13 protein-coding genes are annotated in these 18,070 nt (G+C 65.2%); 7 read left to right on the forward strand and 6 right to left on the reverse strand.

The genetic code is table 11. The features are described from left to right. Positions 1 to 4: 4 nt before the first annotated feature. Entirely contained in the window at positions 5 to 5,458 is a 5,454-nt protein-coding gene (locus tag J1C49_RS01340; RefSeq protein WP_227443980.1) for an alpha-2-macroglobulin family protein, read from the reverse strand. A gap of 177 nt (positions 5,459 to 5,635) precedes the next feature. On the opposite strand from J1C49_RS01340, the gene J1C49_RS01345 reads away from it, so the two are divergent. After that, positions 5,636 to 8,545, forward strand: a complete 2,910-nt coding sequence (locus J1C49_RS01345; RefSeq protein WP_227443982.1) for a PAS-domain containing protein — start codon at positions 5,636 to 5,638, stop codon at positions 8,543 to 8,545. 161 nt (positions 8,546 to 8,706) lie between these two features. Here J1C49_RS01345 and yaaA read toward each other — a convergent pair whose 3' ends face one another. The 3 genes from yaaA to J1C49_RS01360 form a co-directional block, all read right to left on the reverse strand. Further along, complete coding sequence (gene yaaA / locus J1C49_RS01350; RefSeq protein WP_227443983.1) at positions 8,707 to 9,471, reverse strand: peroxide stress protein YaaA; 765 nt, start codon at positions 9,469 to 9,471, stop codon at positions 8,707 to 8,709. 38 nt (positions 9,472 to 9,509) lie between these two features. Then, on the reverse strand, positions 9,510 to 11,570 hold the full coding sequence (gene recQ, locus J1C49_RS01355; protein WP_227443984.1) for a DNA helicase RecQ: 2,061 nt from the start codon (positions 11,568 to 11,570) through the stop codon (positions 9,510 to 9,512). 135 nt (positions 11,571 to 11,705) lie between these two features. Then, positions 11,706 to 11,999: a YggT family protein gene (locus J1C49_RS01360; protein WP_227443985.1), complete on the reverse strand. Its 294-nt coding sequence runs from the start codon at positions 11,997 to 11,999 to the stop codon at positions 11,706 to 11,708. Positions 12,000 to 12,131: 132 nt separating this feature from the next. Between J1C49_RS01360 and J1C49_RS01365 the strand changes: the two genes are divergently transcribed. The 5 genes from J1C49_RS01365 (at position 12,132) to J1C49_RS01385 (ending at position 16,664) form a co-directional block, all read left to right on the forward strand. Further along, positions 12,132 to 12,704: an acyl-CoA thioesterase gene (locus tag J1C49_RS01365; RefSeq protein WP_227443986.1), complete on the forward strand. Its 573-nt coding sequence runs from the start codon at positions 12,132 to 12,134 to the stop codon at positions 12,702 to 12,704. A gap of 108 nt (positions 12,705 to 12,812) precedes the next feature. After that, positions 12,813 to 14,150, forward strand: a complete 1,338-nt coding sequence (locus J1C49_RS01370; protein ID WP_227443987.1) for an MFS transporter — start codon at positions 12,813 to 12,815, stop codon at positions 14,148 to 14,150. After that, entirely contained in the window at positions 14,147 to 15,067 is a 921-nt protein-coding gene (mepA, locus tag J1C49_RS01375; RefSeq protein WP_227443989.1) for a penicillin-insensitive murein endopeptidase, read from the forward strand. The genes J1C49_RS01370 and mepA overlap by 4 nt, the downstream gene beginning before the upstream one ends. Before the next feature lie 11 nt (positions 15,068 to 15,078). Continuing rightward, a complete protein-coding gene (locus tag J1C49_RS01380) occupies positions 15,079 to 15,972 on the forward strand; it encodes an esterase-like activity of phytase family protein (RefSeq protein ID WP_227443991.1) in 894 nt (297 codons plus the stop codon). A 62-nt stretch (positions 15,973 to 16,034) separates the two neighbouring features. Continuing rightward, on the forward strand, positions 16,035 to 16,664 hold the full coding sequence (locus J1C49_RS01385) for a queuosine precursor transporter (protein ID WP_227443992.1): 630 nt from the start codon (positions 16,035 to 16,037) through the stop codon (positions 16,662 to 16,664). Between the two features lie 224 nt (positions 16,665 to 16,888). On the opposite strand, the gene J1C49_RS21655 is transcribed toward J1C49_RS01385, so the two are convergent. Further along, positions 16,889 to 17,023, reverse strand: coding sequence for a hypothetical protein (locus J1C49_RS21655; RefSeq protein ID WP_255670557.1), 135 nt, complete (start codon positions 17,021 to 17,023; stop codon positions 16,889 to 16,891). Between J1C49_RS21655 and arfB the strand changes: the two genes are divergently transcribed. Next, positions 17,022 to 17,438 (forward strand): alternative ribosome rescue aminoacyl-tRNA hydrolase ArfB, encoded by a 417-nt coding sequence (gene arfB, locus J1C49_RS01390; protein WP_227443994.1) that lies wholly within the window; start codon positions 17,022 to 17,024, stop codon positions 17,436 to 17,438. The genes J1C49_RS21655 and arfB overlap by 2 nt on opposite strands. 84 nt (positions 17,439 to 17,522) lie before the next feature. On the opposite strand, the gene J1C49_RS01395 is transcribed toward arfB, so the two are convergent. Further along, complete coding sequence (locus tag J1C49_RS01395; RefSeq protein ID WP_227443995.1) at positions 17,523 to 18,065, reverse strand: pyridoxamine 5'-phosphate oxidase family protein; 543 nt, start codon at positions 18,063 to 18,065, stop codon at positions 17,523 to 17,525. Between the last annotated feature and the right edge of the window lie 5 nt (positions 18,066 to 18,070).

Below are 18,070 nucleotides of genomic sequence, written 5' to 3' on the forward strand. Positions count from 1 at the left end.
CGGTTCATGGCGCGGAGGTGACCGTGACCGTGCCGGACGCCGTGGTGGCGCGGTAATCGGGGCGGTACATGTCTTCGACCAGAGCGGCGGGGTGGTGGAACGTGCCGGGAGAGACCGCGCGCGCAATATAGGCCAGACGGAAGGGCTCCGTGCCGGAATGGGTCACGGCGGCCAGAAACCGCTCGGTGCGGAATTCCGCGTGCTCGGTCTCCGCCGTTTCCAGCCAGTCGAGCCCGGCAAGGTCGCCCGCACGCAGGAGCGACGGGTTGTCGATCTCGAACCCGGCGGGCAGCGCGTCGTTGACCATGAGCCGCGCGCGGGTGGCCTCGGCGGGTTTGACGGTGAGGACTGTCACGAGGCGCGTGCCCTGCGCGACGGTTTCGGGGGAGACCGCGTTGCCCTCCATATCGTAATAGGCGCGGGTCAGCGCGTAGCCATAGCCGCCCGCCTCGGTTGGCCCGTCAGGCACGCCGATGGTTGTCAGGGTGACGTCGGTGTCACGCGTGCCGGTGTTTTGCAGCGCGCGGGTGCCGAGATCTGCGGCGTCGAAGCGGCGCACGAAGGGGCCGGAAACCGGAGTGCCGTCGAGCGTGAGGCCGGAAACCGTCGGATCCTGCACCAGCGCATGGGCGGCCAGAAGCGCCCAGGCCTGTTCCTGAGTGGAGAGCGCGCGACCGATGGTTCCGATCTGGCTGGCGAGGGTGATGCGGTCCACCGCGTCGGAGCGGGCCTCGACCACCAGCGACAGGAGTGCGGCGCGGTCGCGGAAGCGGCTGCCGTAATCGGCGCGGAACACGCGGTCTTCGGGTGTCGCACCGCCGCGCGCGATGCGGGTTGCGGATTTGGCAAACATCCGGTCGGCGCGTTGCTGGTCGCCATAATAGGCCAGCGCCGCGCCAAGCTGGGCCTGTGCCATGGGGGAGCCGAGCGCGTCGGCTTTCTCGTCGGCATAGTAGCGCAGATCGCCCATCGCGGCGCGGCCTTCGCGGGCGAGCACCATCAGCGCATAGGCGATATCCTCGCCGCCCGCGTCGAAGTCGGGCGCATAGGCCACACGGTTGGCCAGATTGTCGAGCGCCTGCGTGAACGCAAGCTCGGGAACGCTGTGGCCGCCGAGACGGGCGCGGCTCAGGAAGTCGGTCACATAGGCATCGAGCCAGAAATCGCCGGAGCCTGTGCGCCAGAGGCCAAACGCGCCGGTGGTGCTCTGGCGGGTGAGGATCTGGGCGATGGATTGCTCGATGCGGGTGGCGATCTGGGTCTGGTTGCCGATGCCGAGCGGTTCGGCGACCGAGGACAGGTAGAGCAGCGGCATGGCCTGGCTCGTGACCTGTTCGGTGCAGCCATAGGGGTAGCGGTCGAGCGCGGCGAGCAAGCCGGGCGCATCGAAGCGCGCAAGCGGCCCGGCGGAGACCATCGCGGAGGCCTGATCAGCGCGGAACCCGGCAAAGACGTTGTCATCGAGTTGGAAGGTCGCGCCGGGGGCGAGGGCGAAGCGCCGGGTAGTCGCGGTCGCGGGATCGAGCGCGCGCACGCCGAGGGTCAGATCCTTGGTGAGGCGTTGCCCGTCAGGCGTGGTGAGCGCGATGGTGAGCCGGTGATCGCCGATGGGACCGGCGGTGAGCGGGATTCGCAGCGCGGTCTTGCCGTTCTCGGCGAGCGTGACGCTGGCGGGGATGGTCGCGGCGTCGAGTTGCAAGCCGGTTGCGCCGAGGCTGAACGGCATGTCGCCCGCCGCGCCCTTGGTGTGGGTCAGCTCGATCAACAGGCGGGTGCTGTCACCGGGCGACAGGAAGCGCGGCATCGATGCGGAGATCACCACCGGGTCACGCACGAGCACGTCAGTTTCCGCCTGCCCGACGCCGGTGGGCGACCACGCGACGGCCATCAGGCGCAGGGTGCCGTTGAAATCGGGTAGATCGAAGGAGACCGGCGCGCGGCCCTGCGCATCGACCGTGACGGGGCCGGAGAAGAACGCGGCGAGCGCTTCGGTGGGGGGCGGGCTTTGCATCCGCATGCCGGCGGAGGCGTCGCCGCCCGAGCGGATCGCGCCCATCGCGCCGTTGGAGCCGTCGATCAGGCGACCGTAGATGTCGCGGATCTCGACCCCGAGACGGCGCTGGCCGAAGTAATGCGCGGCGGGGTCGGGGCTTTCAAAGCCGGTGAGGTTGAGGATGCCGAGATCGACGGCGGCGACGGTGACATAGGCCTCGGTGCCGGGTTCCAGACCGTCGATCACCACGGCGGCGTCCATCGTGGCGCGGGGGCTGGCCTCGGTCGGGGCGTCAAAGGAAACGGAGAGGCGCTTGTCGCCAGGATCGACGGCGGCATGGGCAAGGCCGAGCGCGCGGGCGGGGCTTTGGCCGATTGCGTCATCGGCGGGGCGGATCACCTGCGCCGTGACATAGACGCCCGCGCCCCATTCATCGGTGACGGGCAGGTCGAGCGTGGTTGCGCCCGCGGGCACATCGACGGTCTGCATGGAAATCACGCGGTCGGCCATGACGGTGACGAGCGCGCGGCCCGCATCGCGTGGCACCATGCGCAGGGTCGCTGTCTCGCCGGGACGATAGGCGGGTTTGTCGAGCGAAAGCTCCAGCATATCGGGGCTTTGCGCGGCATCGGCGGGGGCGTACCAGCCCGCGTCAAACGCCATGGAGGCGGAGACATAGGCGCCATCGGTGCGCTCGATCACCACCTCGTAGGCCCCCCAATCGACATCGGCGGCGATCTGCAACGGGTCTGTGCCGAGTGTGCCGGTGCCGCGCGCGATTGTTTCGCGGGTGGTGATCGGCTCCCAGTTCCAGTTGCCGTAGATCTGATACCATTGATAGCGGGTGCGCACGCGGTTGACCTGCCACGACACGTCCATCGCGGTGCGGTTGAGCGACGGGTCGAGCGCGATCACGTCGAAGCGGGCTTCGGATCCTTCGGGCAGGGTGTCGTCGAAGGCGGGTTTGATGCCGATGACGGGGGATTGCGGCGCGACCGGGCGGGTGATGCTGCGCTCCACCGGGCGGCCGGAGCCTTCGGCAATCTCTATGGTAACTGTGGCCTGCATCGGGCGGCCCTGCGCGTCGATCTCGGGGATCGGCAGGGGCAGGGTCGCGGTGCCATCGGCGCTTGTGGTGAGCGGCGAGGCGAAGGATTTCACGCGGATATTGGCCTCGTCCGTGTGCCGCCCGAAGCGAAAGCCGGGGAAGGCGTCGAGCGTGGTGCGGGTGGCCAGACGCAGGTCGCCGCGCACGGGCAGGTTTGCGCCGACGGCACCGAAGAGGTAGCGGGCCTCAAGTTGAAGCTGCGGCGGGGAGAGCAGCGAGATCGGACCTTCGGGCAGGCTCAGATCGAAGTCGATCCGTTCGGGCACAAAATCCTCGACCAGCACGGTGTTGGAGGCAAGCGCGGGCGCGTCCGGGTCGGCAAAGACCGCGAGCCGCCAGGTGCCGCGCGGCACGGTGGGCCCGAGCGGCAGGGTGAAGACATGGCCGCCCGCCTTGGTCGCATCGGAGATGTGGCGCGAATACTCGACCCCATCGGGACGGGTCAGCACGGCAATCGCGGGCAGATCGGGCAGCGCCATGGCCTGTGCGTCGCGCATCAGGCTTGTGGCGTGGATGACCTCGCCGGGGCGGTAGGCGCCGCGATCGGTTGTCAGAAAGGCGTCGATCGGGCCGGAGGGGTCGCGCCCCTCGACACCCCGGTCGCTCAGATCGAAGGCCGGTTCGCGCAAGGACAGGAAGGCCAGATCGTCGGCCCCGTCGCGCGCGGTGACCAGAGCGGGCTGCGCGCTGCCCGAGCCCAGCAGCAGGCCGGGGGCGAAGCGCGCCAGCCCCTCCGCATCGGTCTCGACCTCTGCCAGAACGCGGTTGGAGGCGGAGACCAGCGCGACGGTCAGCCCCTGCATCGGGTCAGCGCTGCTCAGGGAGCGGGTGACGACGGTCAGACCGTCGCTGCCCTGCATCGTGGTCAGGCCGATATCGGAAAGGATGAACCACTGCGTCGCGCGGCGGTCGGGATCGTCCACGCCGGACGCGGACGCGGTGAGCGCATAGACGCCTGCCGGTTGACCGGCGATGGCCTCGCCCATGGGCAGGCGCGTGAGCATGGTGGCGTTGAGGCTGTTTTCGACGCTGCCCGTGCCGCGCCAGACTTCTTCGGCGATCTCCGTGGCGAAGTAGTCTTCGGCGTAGCGGCCCAGAGGGCGGGCGAAATAGTCTTCCTGAATGGTGCGCACGAGATTGCGGTCGCTCACGCGGCGCAGCACCAGATCGACCTCGGCTGTGTTGACCGTCTCGATGGGCAGCCCGGCATCGGCGGCGCGCGGCAGGACATAGGCGCGGCCGGGAAAGGCGACGGAGGGGCTGCGGTCGCGGACATAGGCGGTGATCGGCACGTCCTTGACCAGCGCATCGCCCTGCGCGGAGGGCAGACCGGCGCGGAAGGTGATGGTGTAGCGCGCGCCATGGGCGACACCGCTGATGCAGATCCGGCGGTCATCGGCGCTCACCGCGAGGCGCGGATCGGGCAGGCGGACATAGGGCGCGTAATCGGTGCCCGCGCGGATCAGGTCTTCGCTGAATTGCGCGCAGATGCGGGGTGCCGCGCTGTCCGCCTCGACGGTGTTTTCGGTGATGCGGAAGCCGTATTGTGCGATGGCCTCGTCGAGCGCTGCGGTGATGTCGGCGCGGGTGCCGAGGTTGTCGGCCAGTTTCAGCGGCGCGATGGAGGCGCGGCCCTGACCGCGCCGTTCCAGCATGGTGGCCATCTGCGCCAGGATGGTCTGGCGCACGGGCACGGCTTCGGCGCGCAGATAGGCGTTGATGGCCGAGAGATAGGCGCGGTTGCGGAATGTGCGCCGGTCTGCGTTGCGGCGGGTTTCGGCATACGCGGCTTGCAGTTCAGAGAGTTGCAGCCAATGCGCCGGCTCATCGCTCTGGGCGACCGCGGCGCCGGTCCAGTGGATCGCGTTGGCCAGATCGCGGGTGCTGCGCGCCTTTTCGGCGGCTTCGAGCAGAGCGTCGACCGTGTATTGGCCGCCCGCATGGCGCGCGGGCAGGGCGGTTGCTTCGTTGCGGGCCTGTGCCAGATCGGGCTCGGAGAGGAAGGCAAGCTCGGCGCGGCGGTCGCTGGCGCGCAGGCGGGCATTGGCGCTGACCTCGATCACCCGCGCGGAGAGGGCGCCGACAAAGGGCACCCGGTCGGTGATGTCACTTTTCGGGAAACAGGCGTTGCTGTTGATGTTGTAGGTGAAGGCGCGGCATTGCGGATCGTTCAGACAGGTGCGCTCGCAGGCGGACAGCGTGCTGTCGAACAGCGGCTGGAGGTCCGACCCGTAGAAGTCGATATCGCGCGTCACGACCAGCCTGCGATCGGGGATGGCATCTTGTGCCACGGCGGGCAGAATGCTGGCGAACAGGGCGATCAGCCCCAATAGGAAACCGGTGCACAGACGGGTCATCAGACTACTCCCAGAGCGTATGGCTGAGAGTGTCACACGGGGATCTGGCGTCTGGCAAGTATGGGATCCCGGACACCTGTTAAGCGGATGTTCACCCTGTGGATGGCATCGTTTTGCGTGATTCTGAGGAAATCGGCGCGGCGCCCTGTCGCGCAGAACAAAGGACATGAGCCCGGGATGAGCCTGGCCGACAAGCTTGCAGAGGAACGGCGCGCGCGGCTTGCAGCGGAAAGACTGCTGGAGCTCAAGCAGGCTGAGCTGCATCGTGCCAACCGCAAACTCGGGCAACATGCGTTGCAACTCAGTCACGAGATCACCGAGACCCGTGCCGAAGTGGCGGTGGTGCGGGAAGAAAAGGAAAAGGTCGTCGTCCAGCTGGGCGAGGCCACCGAGAAGATCCAGATCGTCGAGGGACAACTCTGGCAGGCGCTTGAAACCGTGCGCGACGGGTTTGCCATGTTCGACGATCAGGGGATGATGGAACTGGCCAATCCCGCCTACCTGTCGATTTTCGAGGATGTCGAGACCATCGGGCCGGGGGCGACCTATGAGCATGTGCTTGAAATCCTGGCCTTTGAGGGCATCGTCGATCCGCAATCCGAAACCCCCCGGCAATGGCAGGAGCGGATGCTCGCCCGCTGGCATCAACCCTCCATCCCCAATGAGGTGATCCGGCTCTGGAACGGGCGGTTCATCAAGGTGCAGGACCGCCGCACACCCAAGGGTGGTGTGGTGACACTCGCGGTGGATATCACCGGGCTGATGCGCATGTGGTCGGCTGTGGAGGAGATCCCCGACGGGTTCGTGATCTTCGACAGCGAGGACCGGCTGTTGATGTGCAACGAGCCCTTCCGTGAGATGTACAGCACCAGCGAGGAGGCGCTTGTTCCGGGCACCTCCTTTGAAGATATCCTGCGCTACAGCCTCGAACGCGGACAGTTTCCCGATGCGGTCGGGCGCGAGGAAATGTGGCTCGAGGAGCGCATGACCGCGCATCGCGATGCGGCCCGCGAGTTGGAGCAGCGGCTCGATGACGGACGGTGGCTGCGCGTCTACGAGCGGCCGACCCGCGACGGTGGCCGGGTCGGTCTGCGGGTCGATATCACCCAGATCAAGGAAGACCAGCGTCGCCTGCAGGAGGCAATGATCCGGGCCGAAGAGGCGAATCGTGCGAAATCGGCCTTCCTCGCGAATATGAGCCATGAGATCCGGACGCCGATGAACGGCGTTGTGGGCATGGCCGACCTGATGCAGGAGACCGATCTGACCGAAGATCAGAGGCTCTATCTCGATACGATCCGAAGCTCCGGAGAGGCGCTGTTGGTCATCATCAACGACATTCTCGATTATTCCAAGATCGAAGCCGAGAAGCTCGAACTCCATCCGGAGCCGTTCGATCTCGAACGGTCGATCCACGAGGTGGTGATGCTGCTGCAACCGGCGGCGCGGGACAAGGATCTGCAACTTCTGGTCGATTTCGACATGTTCATGCCGACACGGTTCATCGGCGATCCCGGTCGCGTGCGGCAGATCCTGACCAACCTCATGGGTAATGCGGTCAAGTTCACCAATGAAGGCCACGTGCTTGTCCGCGTGGTTGGCATTCCGACCGCAGAGGACAAGACGGCGATCCACATCACGGTCGAAGACACCGGGATCGGCATTCCGGCGGACAAGGTCGACCACGTGTTTGGCGAGTTCAACCAGGTCGAAGACGAACGCAACCGCAAGTTCGAGGGCACCGGGCTTGGTCTTGCGATCTCGCGGAAGCTGGTCGAACTGATGGGCGGGGAAGTCTGGGTCGAATCCGAGCTTGGACAGGGCAGCTGCTTCGGGATGCGGCTGATGCTGGCCGCGGAAGAGCCGGTCATCGTCGACAGTGCCGAACTGCCGTCTACGCTTGGCCGGGTGATCGTGGTCGATCACCATGCCGCCAATCGTGCGATTCTCTCCAAGCAGCTTGAGATGCTCGGGCTTTCGGTCGAGTTCAGCAAAACGGGGTGGGAGCTGATCGACAAGATGACGGATCCGCCGGATCTTCTCGTGATCGAACAGGATCTCCCGGACATGCAGGCCGATGAGCTGGTCTCGCATTTGCATCGGTCCGGGCACCATCTGCCGATGATCCTGCTGTCGGACAATCCCGGCGCGTTGCAAAGCCGGCTCGAGACGCCGGTGCACGCAATCTTGCAAAAACCCGCCCCCCGCCGCGCCCTTTTTACGGCGTTGGAACAGATCCAGCCGGTCACAGCTCCCGAGACCGCCGCGCCTGCACTTGCTGCGCCCGAGGTTACCGCGCCGGTGCCTGCTGGGCCCGAGCGAGAGCCGGCCGCGACCGAAGCGGATGCGTCTACGCTTGGCATGGTCGAACCGACCGCGCCTGCTGCGCCTGAACCGACCAAGCCTGCGCCTGCTGCGCCCGAGTCAGCCGCGACAGCGCCAGCCCTTGCAGCACCCGGGCTCGCGTCGCCCGAGCCTGCGACGACCAATCCCGCGGCACCCGCATCCTCGACCGCGCCTCGCCAGCCGGAACCGGCAGCCCCGCATTCGGTTCCGTCAAGGCCAGTCTCGGCGTCCGTCGCGGCTGTGGACGTCGCGGCAAACGCCGCCGCCGACACAACCGCCCAGAGGCCCGTGACGCCTCCGGATACCGGGGCGGCGCCCGGCCAGTGCGCGGCGGGCGCGGTCGCGCCCGACAAGCTCGACGTGCTTGTGGCGGAAGACAACAAGACCAATCAGTTGGTCTTTCGGAAGATGGCCGCTGGCTTTGACGTGGAACTGCGCTTTGCCAACAATGGGATCGAGGCGGTGCAGGCTTACCGCGACAAACGCCCCGACATGATCTTCATGGATATTTCCATGCCGCAGATGGATGGCAAGCAGGCGACCCGCGAAATCCGTTTGCTCGAAGGGAGCGGGCCGCATGTGCCGATCATCGCGGTCACGGCCCACGCCATGAGCGGCGACAAGGAGGCCGTGCTCGGCGCCGGTCTTGATGACTACCTCACCAAACCCCTGCGCAAATCACAGCTTGGCGAAAAGATCGCCCTCTTCGCCGAACAAATCAGACGTGATCTCGCAAGCTGATGCAGCCCGACAATGGGTCTGCGGCCGTCATCACAAGCCTGCGAATTCGGCCCTACTCATACCCCTCTCAGTGCGAAACTCTCCAGATCGGACCGCGATACACGGCCCGGCCGCCACACCCGGAGGGCCGCGAGCGCTCCGGGACCCGGCAACCGCGCGCGTCAGCCGGGTCGTGTAAAGACCGGTTTCTCGTCAGAGGACAGCGCGGGATCGTAGGCATAGCCGCCACTGTCGAACGCGTGAAGCGCCGCCGGATCGGTCAGCCGGTTTTCAATGATATAGCGTGCCATGGCGCCGCGTGCGCGTTTGGCGAAGAAACTCACGATCTTCGGCGTGCCGTTCTTGATTTCCATGAATTGCGGCGTGATGACGGTCAGCCGGAGCGCTTTTCCCGGCACGGCACCGAAATACTCCTGGCTTGCGCAATTGACGAGCGTATCGGTGCCAAGCGTTTCGGCCTGCGCATTCAGCGCCTTGGCAAGCTGATCGCGCCAATAGGCATAGAGCGTGTCACCGCGGCGCGTCTTCAGGCGTGAGCCCATTTCAAGCCTGTAGGGCTGGATCCCATCGAGCGGGCGCAGCAGCCCATAAAGCCCCGACAGGATGCGCAGGTGATCCTGCGCCCATCGCATCGCGTCTTCGTCAAGCGTGGCCGCTTCGAGCCCCTGATAGGTATCGCCCGCGAAGGCAAGTGCTGCCGGTCGGGTGCTTTCGGGGTCGGGCGCGTCCTGAAACGCCTTGAACCGATCGCGGTTGAGCCGCGCAAGATCGTCGGAGAGGTCCATCATCTGCTTGAGGTCGCGCAGCGTCACATTGCGCGCGGTCCGGGCTAAGCGATTGGCGTCATCGAGGAAATCCGGTTCGGTCATGGCATGGGACCGGTCGTCCCAGTCGAGCCGTTTGGCCGGTGAAATCACTACGAGCATGCGGATCCTCTTTGCGTCAGGGCGAGCGTAGGCGAGATCTAGTCCGCAGTGGCCAGAACGTCCAGAAAGACCGGGCCAAAGCGCTCCGCCCGCCGCGCCCCCAGAATCCGCTCCAACCCGTCGAGGCAATCCGGGCGTTGCTCGGCAACCTTGGCGATCTGGGCGGCAGAGCAGCTCACCGGTTTGTCCGTCCCGTCCGCGCCGCGGATCAGGCCGGATTGTGCCTCAAGCAGCGCGTCATAGAGCGAGCCGGCGTTGCGACCGGCGAGTTTACGGCGCGCGGGATGCACGTCCTGCGTTGCCGCCCCGGTGATGATCTCGAGAAAGGTCGCGCCGTAGCGCTCAAGCTTTTTCGCACCAACCCCGCCGATCCGGGCCATCGCATCGAGCGTATCCGGACGACTTTGGGCCATCTCGGCGAGGGTGCGGTCCGTGAAAATGACATAGGCGGGCACGCGCTGCGCCTCAGCAAGCGCGCGGCGTTTCGCCTTGAGGGCAGAAAGCAATGGCGCGTCCTCTTCGGAGACGAGCATCCGCACCGCAGGGCGCCTTTCGGCGGCGCGGATCAGCGTGTCGCGGCGCAGGGTGATGCTTTCCTCACCGCGCAGGATCGGCAGCGCACGGTCGGTCATGACGAGCGCGCCGTGGCGCTCCGCATCCGGGCGCATGAGGTCGAACCCCATCATCTGGCGGAACACGGCCTGCCACTGACCTTTCGACAGATCGCGCCCCACACCGAAGGTTGGCAGGGTTTCATGTCCCCGCTGGCGGACCTTGTCGGTTTCCGTGCCAAGAAGGATGTCGATCAGATGGCCCGATCCGTAGCTTTCGCCGGTCCGCAGCGCGGCGGAGAGCGCCTTGCGCACCGCTTCGGTTCCATCGAAAAGCTCGGGCGGGCTGTCGCAGAGATCGCAGTGATTGCACGCGGCCTCGGGGCGTTCGCCGAAATAGGACAGCAAGCTGTGCCGGCGGCAGCCCTGCGCTTCGGCCAGCCCGAGCAGCGCGTTGAGCCGACCATGATCGGCGGCGCGGCGTTCCGGCGGTGCAGTGCCTTCGTCGATCTGGCTGCGCCGGAGGCGGATGTCGTCCGGGCCGTAGAGCGTGAGCGTTTCGGCGGGTCCGCCATCGCGGCCCGCGCGCCCGATCTCCTGGTAATAGGATTCGATGCTTTTGGGCAGGTCCGCATGCGCCACCCAGCGGATATCCGGTTTGTCGACCCCCATGCCGAAGGCCACGGTCGCGACGACAATCAAACCGTCTTCGGTGGCAAAACGCTCTTCCACGTGGCGGCGTTGTTCGGCCTCCATCCCGCCGTGATAGGCGCAGGCATTGTGGCGCTCCGCGCGCAGCGCCTGCGCGAGGGTCTCCGTCTTGGCGCGGGTGCCGCAATAGACAATGCCGCATTGCCCGCGCCGGGCATCGGCAAAGTCGAGGATCTGCTGTCGCGGCTTGGCCTTGGCCTGAAAGGCAAGATGGATGTTGGGCCGGTCAAACCCGCGCAGGAAGGTCTCGGGCGTCGCGCCGTCAAACAGGCGGGCGATGATCTCTTCCTGAGTCTCGGGGTCTGCGGTTGCCGTAAAGGCCGCAATCGGCACATCAAGCGCGGCACGGAGCGCGCCGATGCGCAGGTAATCGGGCCTGAAATCATGGCCCCATTGGCTCACGCAATGCGCCTCGTCCACGGCAATCAGGCTCACACCCGCCTGTGACAGCATGCGTTGGGTTCCCGTCGATGCCAGCCGCTCGGGCGCGAGATACAGCAGTTTGAGCGATCCCGTGTGCAGCGCGTCGAAAACCGCGTTGTTCTCTTCCTCGGTATTGCCGGAGGTCAAGGCCCCGGCGGCGACACCCGCCTCGCGCAGCCCGCGCACCTGATCGCGCATCAGGGCAATCAGCGGAGAGATCACGACGGTGACACCCGCGCGCATCAAGGCCGGAAGCTGGAAGCAGAGCGACTTGCCGCCGCCGGTCGGCATGATGGCGAGCACATTGTGCCCCTGCGCCACCGCATCGACAATCTCGCCCTGTCCGGGACGAAAGCCATCGAATCCGAAGATATCGCGCAGCAGCGTGTCTGCGTCGCCAAGATCGCGGGGCATAGGGGCCAGCCTGTGAAAATTGTCTATATCTGCTCTGACATAGACAATCACATACCAGCAGTTGATGAATCAAGTCTGATCGCGCGGCGATCGTCTCTTTTCGGAACCGTGCCCGCGATATCGGCTGCCGGAGCGTCAGAAGCCGTAGAAGAACCCCTGGTTGTTTTGCAGGATGATCTGGAGCGCGATCACGCCGATCAGCACCACCAGCGGGGCAAGATCCAACCCGCCCATCTGTGGCAACATGCGCCGCACCGGCCCGTAGATCGGTTCGAGAAGCCGGGTCAGCCCGTCCCAGATCTGGGCCACGATGGGTTGGCGCAGGTTGAGCACCTGAAAGTTGATCAGCCAGCTCATGATCACATGCACGATGATGATGAACCAGACGATGTCCAGGATCAGCATCAGGATTTGATACAGGGATTGCATGCGAAATGGCCTCTTTGATGGTCGCGACATCCAACAGGTAGGCGCAGCGCGCCCCGAGGGCAACCCTGACGCAATGTCGTGGTTGACGCTCTGGTCAAGCGGGCGCATGCCGGGCGCAAAGGAGTGTGCCCGATGTATCCGTTTGTCCGTATGATCAAGGATCTGATCGTCAACCGCAACGCAACCCCGCTGGCGCTGGGCGAAACCCATGTTTCGCAACACCTGTGCTGGCCATGGGATCTCGATATGTGGATGGAGCTGAACAATGGGCGCACATTGACGCTCTACGATCTCGGGCGGCTACCGCTGGCGCAGCGGTCCGGCCTGATCCGCATGCTGCGGAAAAACCGGTGGGGCCTGACCATGGCGGGGGCCTCGGTGCGGTATCGGAGGCGGATCCGGGCCTTTGAGAAAATCGAGATGCGCAGCCGTCTGATCGGTTGGGACAGCCGCTTCATGTATCTCGAACAGAGCATGTGGAAGGCCGATGGCACCTGCGCCGGTCACATCGTTTATCGCGGCGCGGTGACCAACCAACAGGGCATTGTGCCCACGGCCGATGTTGTCCGTGCGCTGGGCTATGAGGATCGCTCGCCTGCCTTGCCCGATTGGGTGCAGGACTGGTTGGCGGCCGAGGACAAGCGGCCCTGGCCTCCCGTGATGGACGACGTGAACCCCTTCGAGGCCGCGTCCCGCGCGGCCTGACAGCGGGCCGCTTCAGACAGATCGGCACGCCGGTCTGGACAAAGCCGCGTTAGTGCTTGCCAGCGTGCGGCGCTCGGGGTTTGATCGCCGCGAGCATGAGGGGGCGGCATGGCAGACGGGACATTGCGCAAGCGCATCTGGGGCTGGTTCTTTTTCGACTGGGCCAGCCAACCCTATAACACGTTGCTGCTGACCTTCATTTTCGGGCCTTACGTGTCGGAATTGATGGGTGATGGCACGCGCGCCCAGGCCGCCTGGGGGTTCGGGATCGCCGCGGCGGGGGCCATCATCGCCTTGCTGGCGCCGGTGCTCGGCGCGCTTGCGGATACCGGCGGCAACCGGGTGCGATGGATCTGGGGGTTCTCCGGTCTCTACGTTGTCGGGTCATCCATGCTGTGGTTCGCGGCCCCGGACAGCTTCAACCTTTATGGGACGCTGTTTTTCTTTGCGCTCGGCCTGATCGGGATGGAATTTGCCACCATTTTTACCAACGCGATGCTGCCCGATCTGGGGACGCGCGCGGAAATCGGCAGGATTTCCGGCTTCGGCTGGGCCTTTGGCTATCTTGGGGGCACCGTCACGCTCGTCATGATGCTGACGCTGTTCGCAGAGAACGCCACGACAGGCAAAACCCTGCTTGGCATCGCGCCAATCCTCGGCCTTGATCCGGAAACGCGGGAAGGCACACGGTTTGTCGGACCGCTTACCGCGATTTGGTTCGCGGTGTTCATGATCCCGTTTTTCCTTGGCGTGAAAGACACGAAATCGGGGCCGGCTCCGAAAGGCGCGGTGCGCAAGGCGCTTCGTGATCTGCGCAGAACGCTGAAGACATTGCCGCAGAATCGCTCCCGCTTTGCCTATCTCGGGTCGAGCATGTTCTATCGCGACGGGCTCAACGGGATGTATACGTTCGGCGGGATCTACGCCTCCGGCGTGCTGGGCTGGTCGGTGATCGACATCGGGGTGTTCGGCATCCTCGCGATCGTTGCGGGGACGATCTTTGCCGTTGTGGGGGGCTTTGCAGACAGCGCCTTTGGCCCAAAGCCGGTGATCCGCGGCTGTGTCATCCTGTTGATCGGCGTCGCCATCGGTATCGTGACCCTGTCGCCGACATCGGTGCTTGGCATTCCGGTCCCGGAAGGGTCTGCGCTGCCCGATATCGCCTTTTACGCCTTCGGGGTCATCATCGGCGCGGCGGGCGGGGCGCTGCAATCGGCATCGCGCACCATGATGGTCCGCCAGGCCGATCCGGAGCGCATGACGGAGGCTTTTGGCCTTTACGCGCTGGCGGGAAAGGCGACATCGTTCCTCGCGCCATTGCTCATCGGTGTTGCAACAACTCTCACCGGGAGCCAGGCTCTCGGCGTCTCGCCGCTGATTGGCCTTTTCGCGGTCGGATTGGTTCTGTTAGCATGGGTCAACCCGGAAGGAGAAAATCCCTCATGATCCGAGCCATTGCCTGCCTCGCCCTTGTTACCGCGCTTGTCGCCTGCGGCGGGTCCCGTGACATTTCCGGCGCGCGCGAAACGGCTTCGGTGGCGCCGCTGGACCCGGTGCTGTCCTCGAAGCAGGCCAAACAGCTTTTCGGCGCCAAATCCGGGGCGTCGTCGCAAAGCGCCACGCCTTATGGCAGCTATGCCAAAGGGTGTCTGGCCGGCGGGGCGGAACTGGCGGAAACGGGGCCGACATGGCAGGCGATGCGCCTGTCGCGGAACCGCAACTGGGGCCATCCGGAGCTGATTGATTACGTGCAGGATCTCAGCCGCAAAGCCGCGCGCCAACCCGGTTGGAACGGGCTCTACGTGGGCGATCTGAGCCAGCCGCGCGGCGGGCCGATGCTGACCGGGCACCGCTCGCACCAGATCGGGCTTGATGCAGACATCTGGCTGCGCCCGGCGGATAACCTGTCGCTGACCGCGACGGAACGCGAGAACATTTCGTCGATTTCCATGCGCCGGTCGAACGGGGCGTTCACCAACAGCAAATGGACCCGCGCACATCACGAGATCATCAAGGCGGCGGCCTCCGATCCGCGGGTCGCGCGGATCTTCATCTTCCCCGGCGCCAAGGTGGCGATGTGCAATGATGAAACCGGGGACCGATCCTGGCTGCGCAAGGTGCGGCCGTGGTGGGGGCATCACTATCACTTCCACGTCCGGCTCTCCTGTCCGCGCGGGGCGTCGGGCTGCGTTGATCAGAACGCCCCGCCGCCCGGTGACGGATGCGCCGAGGCGCAAGGCTGGGTCGACCGCATCCTTAACCCGCCGCCGCCCGATCCGGACGCGCCGCCCCCGAAGCCGCGCCGTGAACTGACCATGGCCGATCTGCCCCGCCAATGCGCCGCCGTCTTGTCTTCGGATTAAGCGCCGCCTGCTTGCTGGCCGCCTCGGCAGCGGTGTTTTCTGCTGTCGTGCCGACCGCAGAGGACAGCACTCTGGCGCGCCAGACCGGCATGGCCCTCTGGCCCGAGCAAAAGCATATGCCCTGGGGGCTTTCCGCGATCGAGGTCGAGCCGGATGGCATCGGCTTTGTGGTGGTCAGCGACCGCGGCTTCGTGCATCACGGGCGCTTTCTCCGGGAGGATGGGCGGCTCGTGGGGATCGAGCCGGTGCGCTCCTATTTCCTGCGCAACGCGGAAGAGACGATCATCGGCGACGACTGGGCGGATGCGGAAGCGCTGGCCATCACATCCGACGGGCGTCGGTTCTTTTCGTTCGAACAGCAGCACCGCGTGGCCGAATACGACCATCTTTCCCTTGTGGAGACGCTCCCGCGGGCGCCGTTCGACGGGATGGTGTTCAACGCCGGTCTCGAAGCGCTCGCCGCCGATGCGCAGGACAGGCTTTATGCCATCGGGGAACGGTCCGGTGGGCTGACCGAACCGTTTCCGGTCTGGCGCTTCGATGGGCAAGGCTGGACGCATGCCTACGATCTGCCCCGCAAAGGCGGGTTTCTTGTGACCGGAGCGGATTTCGGGCCGGACGGGCGGCTTTATGTTCTGGAACGCGAATTCGGGGGGCTTGGCTTCCGCAGCCGGGTGCGCCGCGTGACGCTCGGCGCGGAGCGCATCCTCGATATTGAAACCGTCATGCAATCCGATCTGTGGGAGCATGACAATCTCGAAGGTATCGCCGTCTGGAGGGACTCGGACGGTGCTGTGCGGATCACCTTGGTGTCCGACGACAACGGAGTCACGCTTTTGCAGCGCACCGAATTTGTGGAATATGTGCTCGAGGATGCGCTTGCGGTGCCACCCGAAGACGGGTAATGCGACATTTGCCCGCACGGCGCGGGCCAAGTCCCCGCAACCTTGCAAAAACGGGTCACACCATGACACGACAACATCTTCCCGGCATTCTTGCCATGGCCGCGATTGTGCTGGCCTCCAACATCCTTGTTCAGTTTCTGTTTGGCCAATGGCTGACATGGGGTGCGTTTACCTACCCGCTCGCCTTTCTTGTCACCGACCTGATGAACCGTCTCTACGGCGCCAAAGCCGCGCGGCAGGTGGTGTTTGCAGGCTTTGTCGTCGGTGTGTTCTGTTCGCTTGTCGGCACGCAGATCATGGGCGAATTCGGACCGCTCGTGACCGTGCGGATCGCCATCGCGTCCGGCCTGGCCTTCCTCACGGCGCAGCTTGTCGACGTGGCGATCTTTGACCGAATGCGGAAAGGGTCCTGGTGGCGCGCGCCGCTGGTCTCGACGCTTGTCGGCTCGACACTCGACACGGCGTTGTTCTTCAGCATTGCCTTCTCCACCACACTGACCGTGCTCGAACCGGCCAATGACGTCAGCTGGGCTGGTGAGATGCTTCCCCTTCTGGGCGTGGGCCCGGTTGTGCCGCTTTGGGTTTCGCTTGCGGTGGCGGACTGGTTCGTGAAGCTCAGTCTTGCGATCCTGGCCCTTGTCCCCTTCAGAATGATCGTTTCGAAGGCATCCAAGAACATAACTTTCGCTTGATCGGCAAAAAAGACTTTGTGGATGGGACAGGCCGTGGCAACATCATCTTGAGGTCGTTGACGGTTGTCGGGATCGACAGGCTGGCGGCGGCGCTCGCGCGTTTTTAACAGCTGAAAGGAGGTGATCCAGTGTCAAGAGAAACATTGGAGAGAGGTGTCGGAACAATTCGGGAGACCGCGCTCTAGGGCAGCCCCTTGGGCACGACAAACGAATTGGCAGGTAGCCTAACCGGCCCCGCCTCCGAAATTCTCGAAGGGCTGCCCGTCATGCGGGTAGCCCTTTTTGATATGCGCGCCGGACTGCGCGCGCCGCAGATCCGGGAAGACAGCAGCGGCGGAGCCACGTAAAGTCACGACCATGCGCATAACCGATACGATCAGCATCGAAGACTGGGAACTGACGGAGCAATTCATCCGTGCATCAGGACCCGGCGGGCAAAACGTCAACAAGGTTTCGACTGCGGTTGAACTGCGGTTCGAGGCGGACCGGTCGCCAAACCTCCCCGGCCCGGTCAAGGCACGGCTGCGACGCCTGGCCGGGCGTCGGTGGACAAAGGACGGTGCCTTGGTCCTGCAGGTCGATGAGACAAGGAGCCAGGCGCGTAACCGCGAGATTGCACGCACACGGCTTGCCGAACTGATCCGCAAGGCGCTCGAAAAGCCCAAGCGGCGCATTCCGACGCGCCCGACACTGGGATCGAAGAAGCGGCGCCTGAAAGAAAAGAAAGTGCGCGGCGAGGTCAAGGCGTTGCGCGGCAAGGTCGATCCGGATTGAGCGGTGCGCCCGCCGGTCTGATAATGCGCGGCTCTCCGTCATGAGTTGCGCCTTGGTGTCGCCGCGCCGGTTACCCTTGCGGGTTCAAGGCGCGACCCACTCGGAGGACCATCCGTCCTTGCTGCGCTGCACCATGACGCGCCGGTGCAGATCCTCACCAAGATGCACGAGATCAAGCCGGTTCACGGTGAGCGAGAGCGCGGTAAACCGCGTGATTGTTGCACCGGGGCTGTGCATTTCGGGCGCATCGATCGGCGTGCCGGGCGCCGGCGTGCCGCCATAGACAATCTGCGCGCCCGGAGGGATCTTGCCCCAGCGCTCCTCGTCGGCATGGATCATCCGCGCCGTTGCCATGAGCCGCATTTGCAAGTTCTGTTTCGGGATCCAGACATGCAGTGCGACCCGCGGATCCTCCGCGATTTCACGCGTCTTGGCGGAGGCGCTGTCTGTATGGATTTCGGCGATGCCGGCCGGATCCCAGCCCCGCAGCACCACGGTTCGCAGTTGTGGGCCATCGGCCCCGATCGTGCCAAGGGTCGGATGCCGCGCGGGATGCCGCCGGTCGGCGACCCCTCGCGCCATGTGCTGCCACGCAGCGCGGCGAAGCTCGTCTGGCGTGGCGAACATCGTCG

Origin of the sequence: Cognatishimia sp. F0-27 (genome assembly GCF_020667845.1) — a bacterium.
Classification (GTDB): domain Bacteria; phylum Pseudomonadota; class Alphaproteobacteria; order Rhodobacterales; family Rhodobacteraceae; genus JAFMPQ01.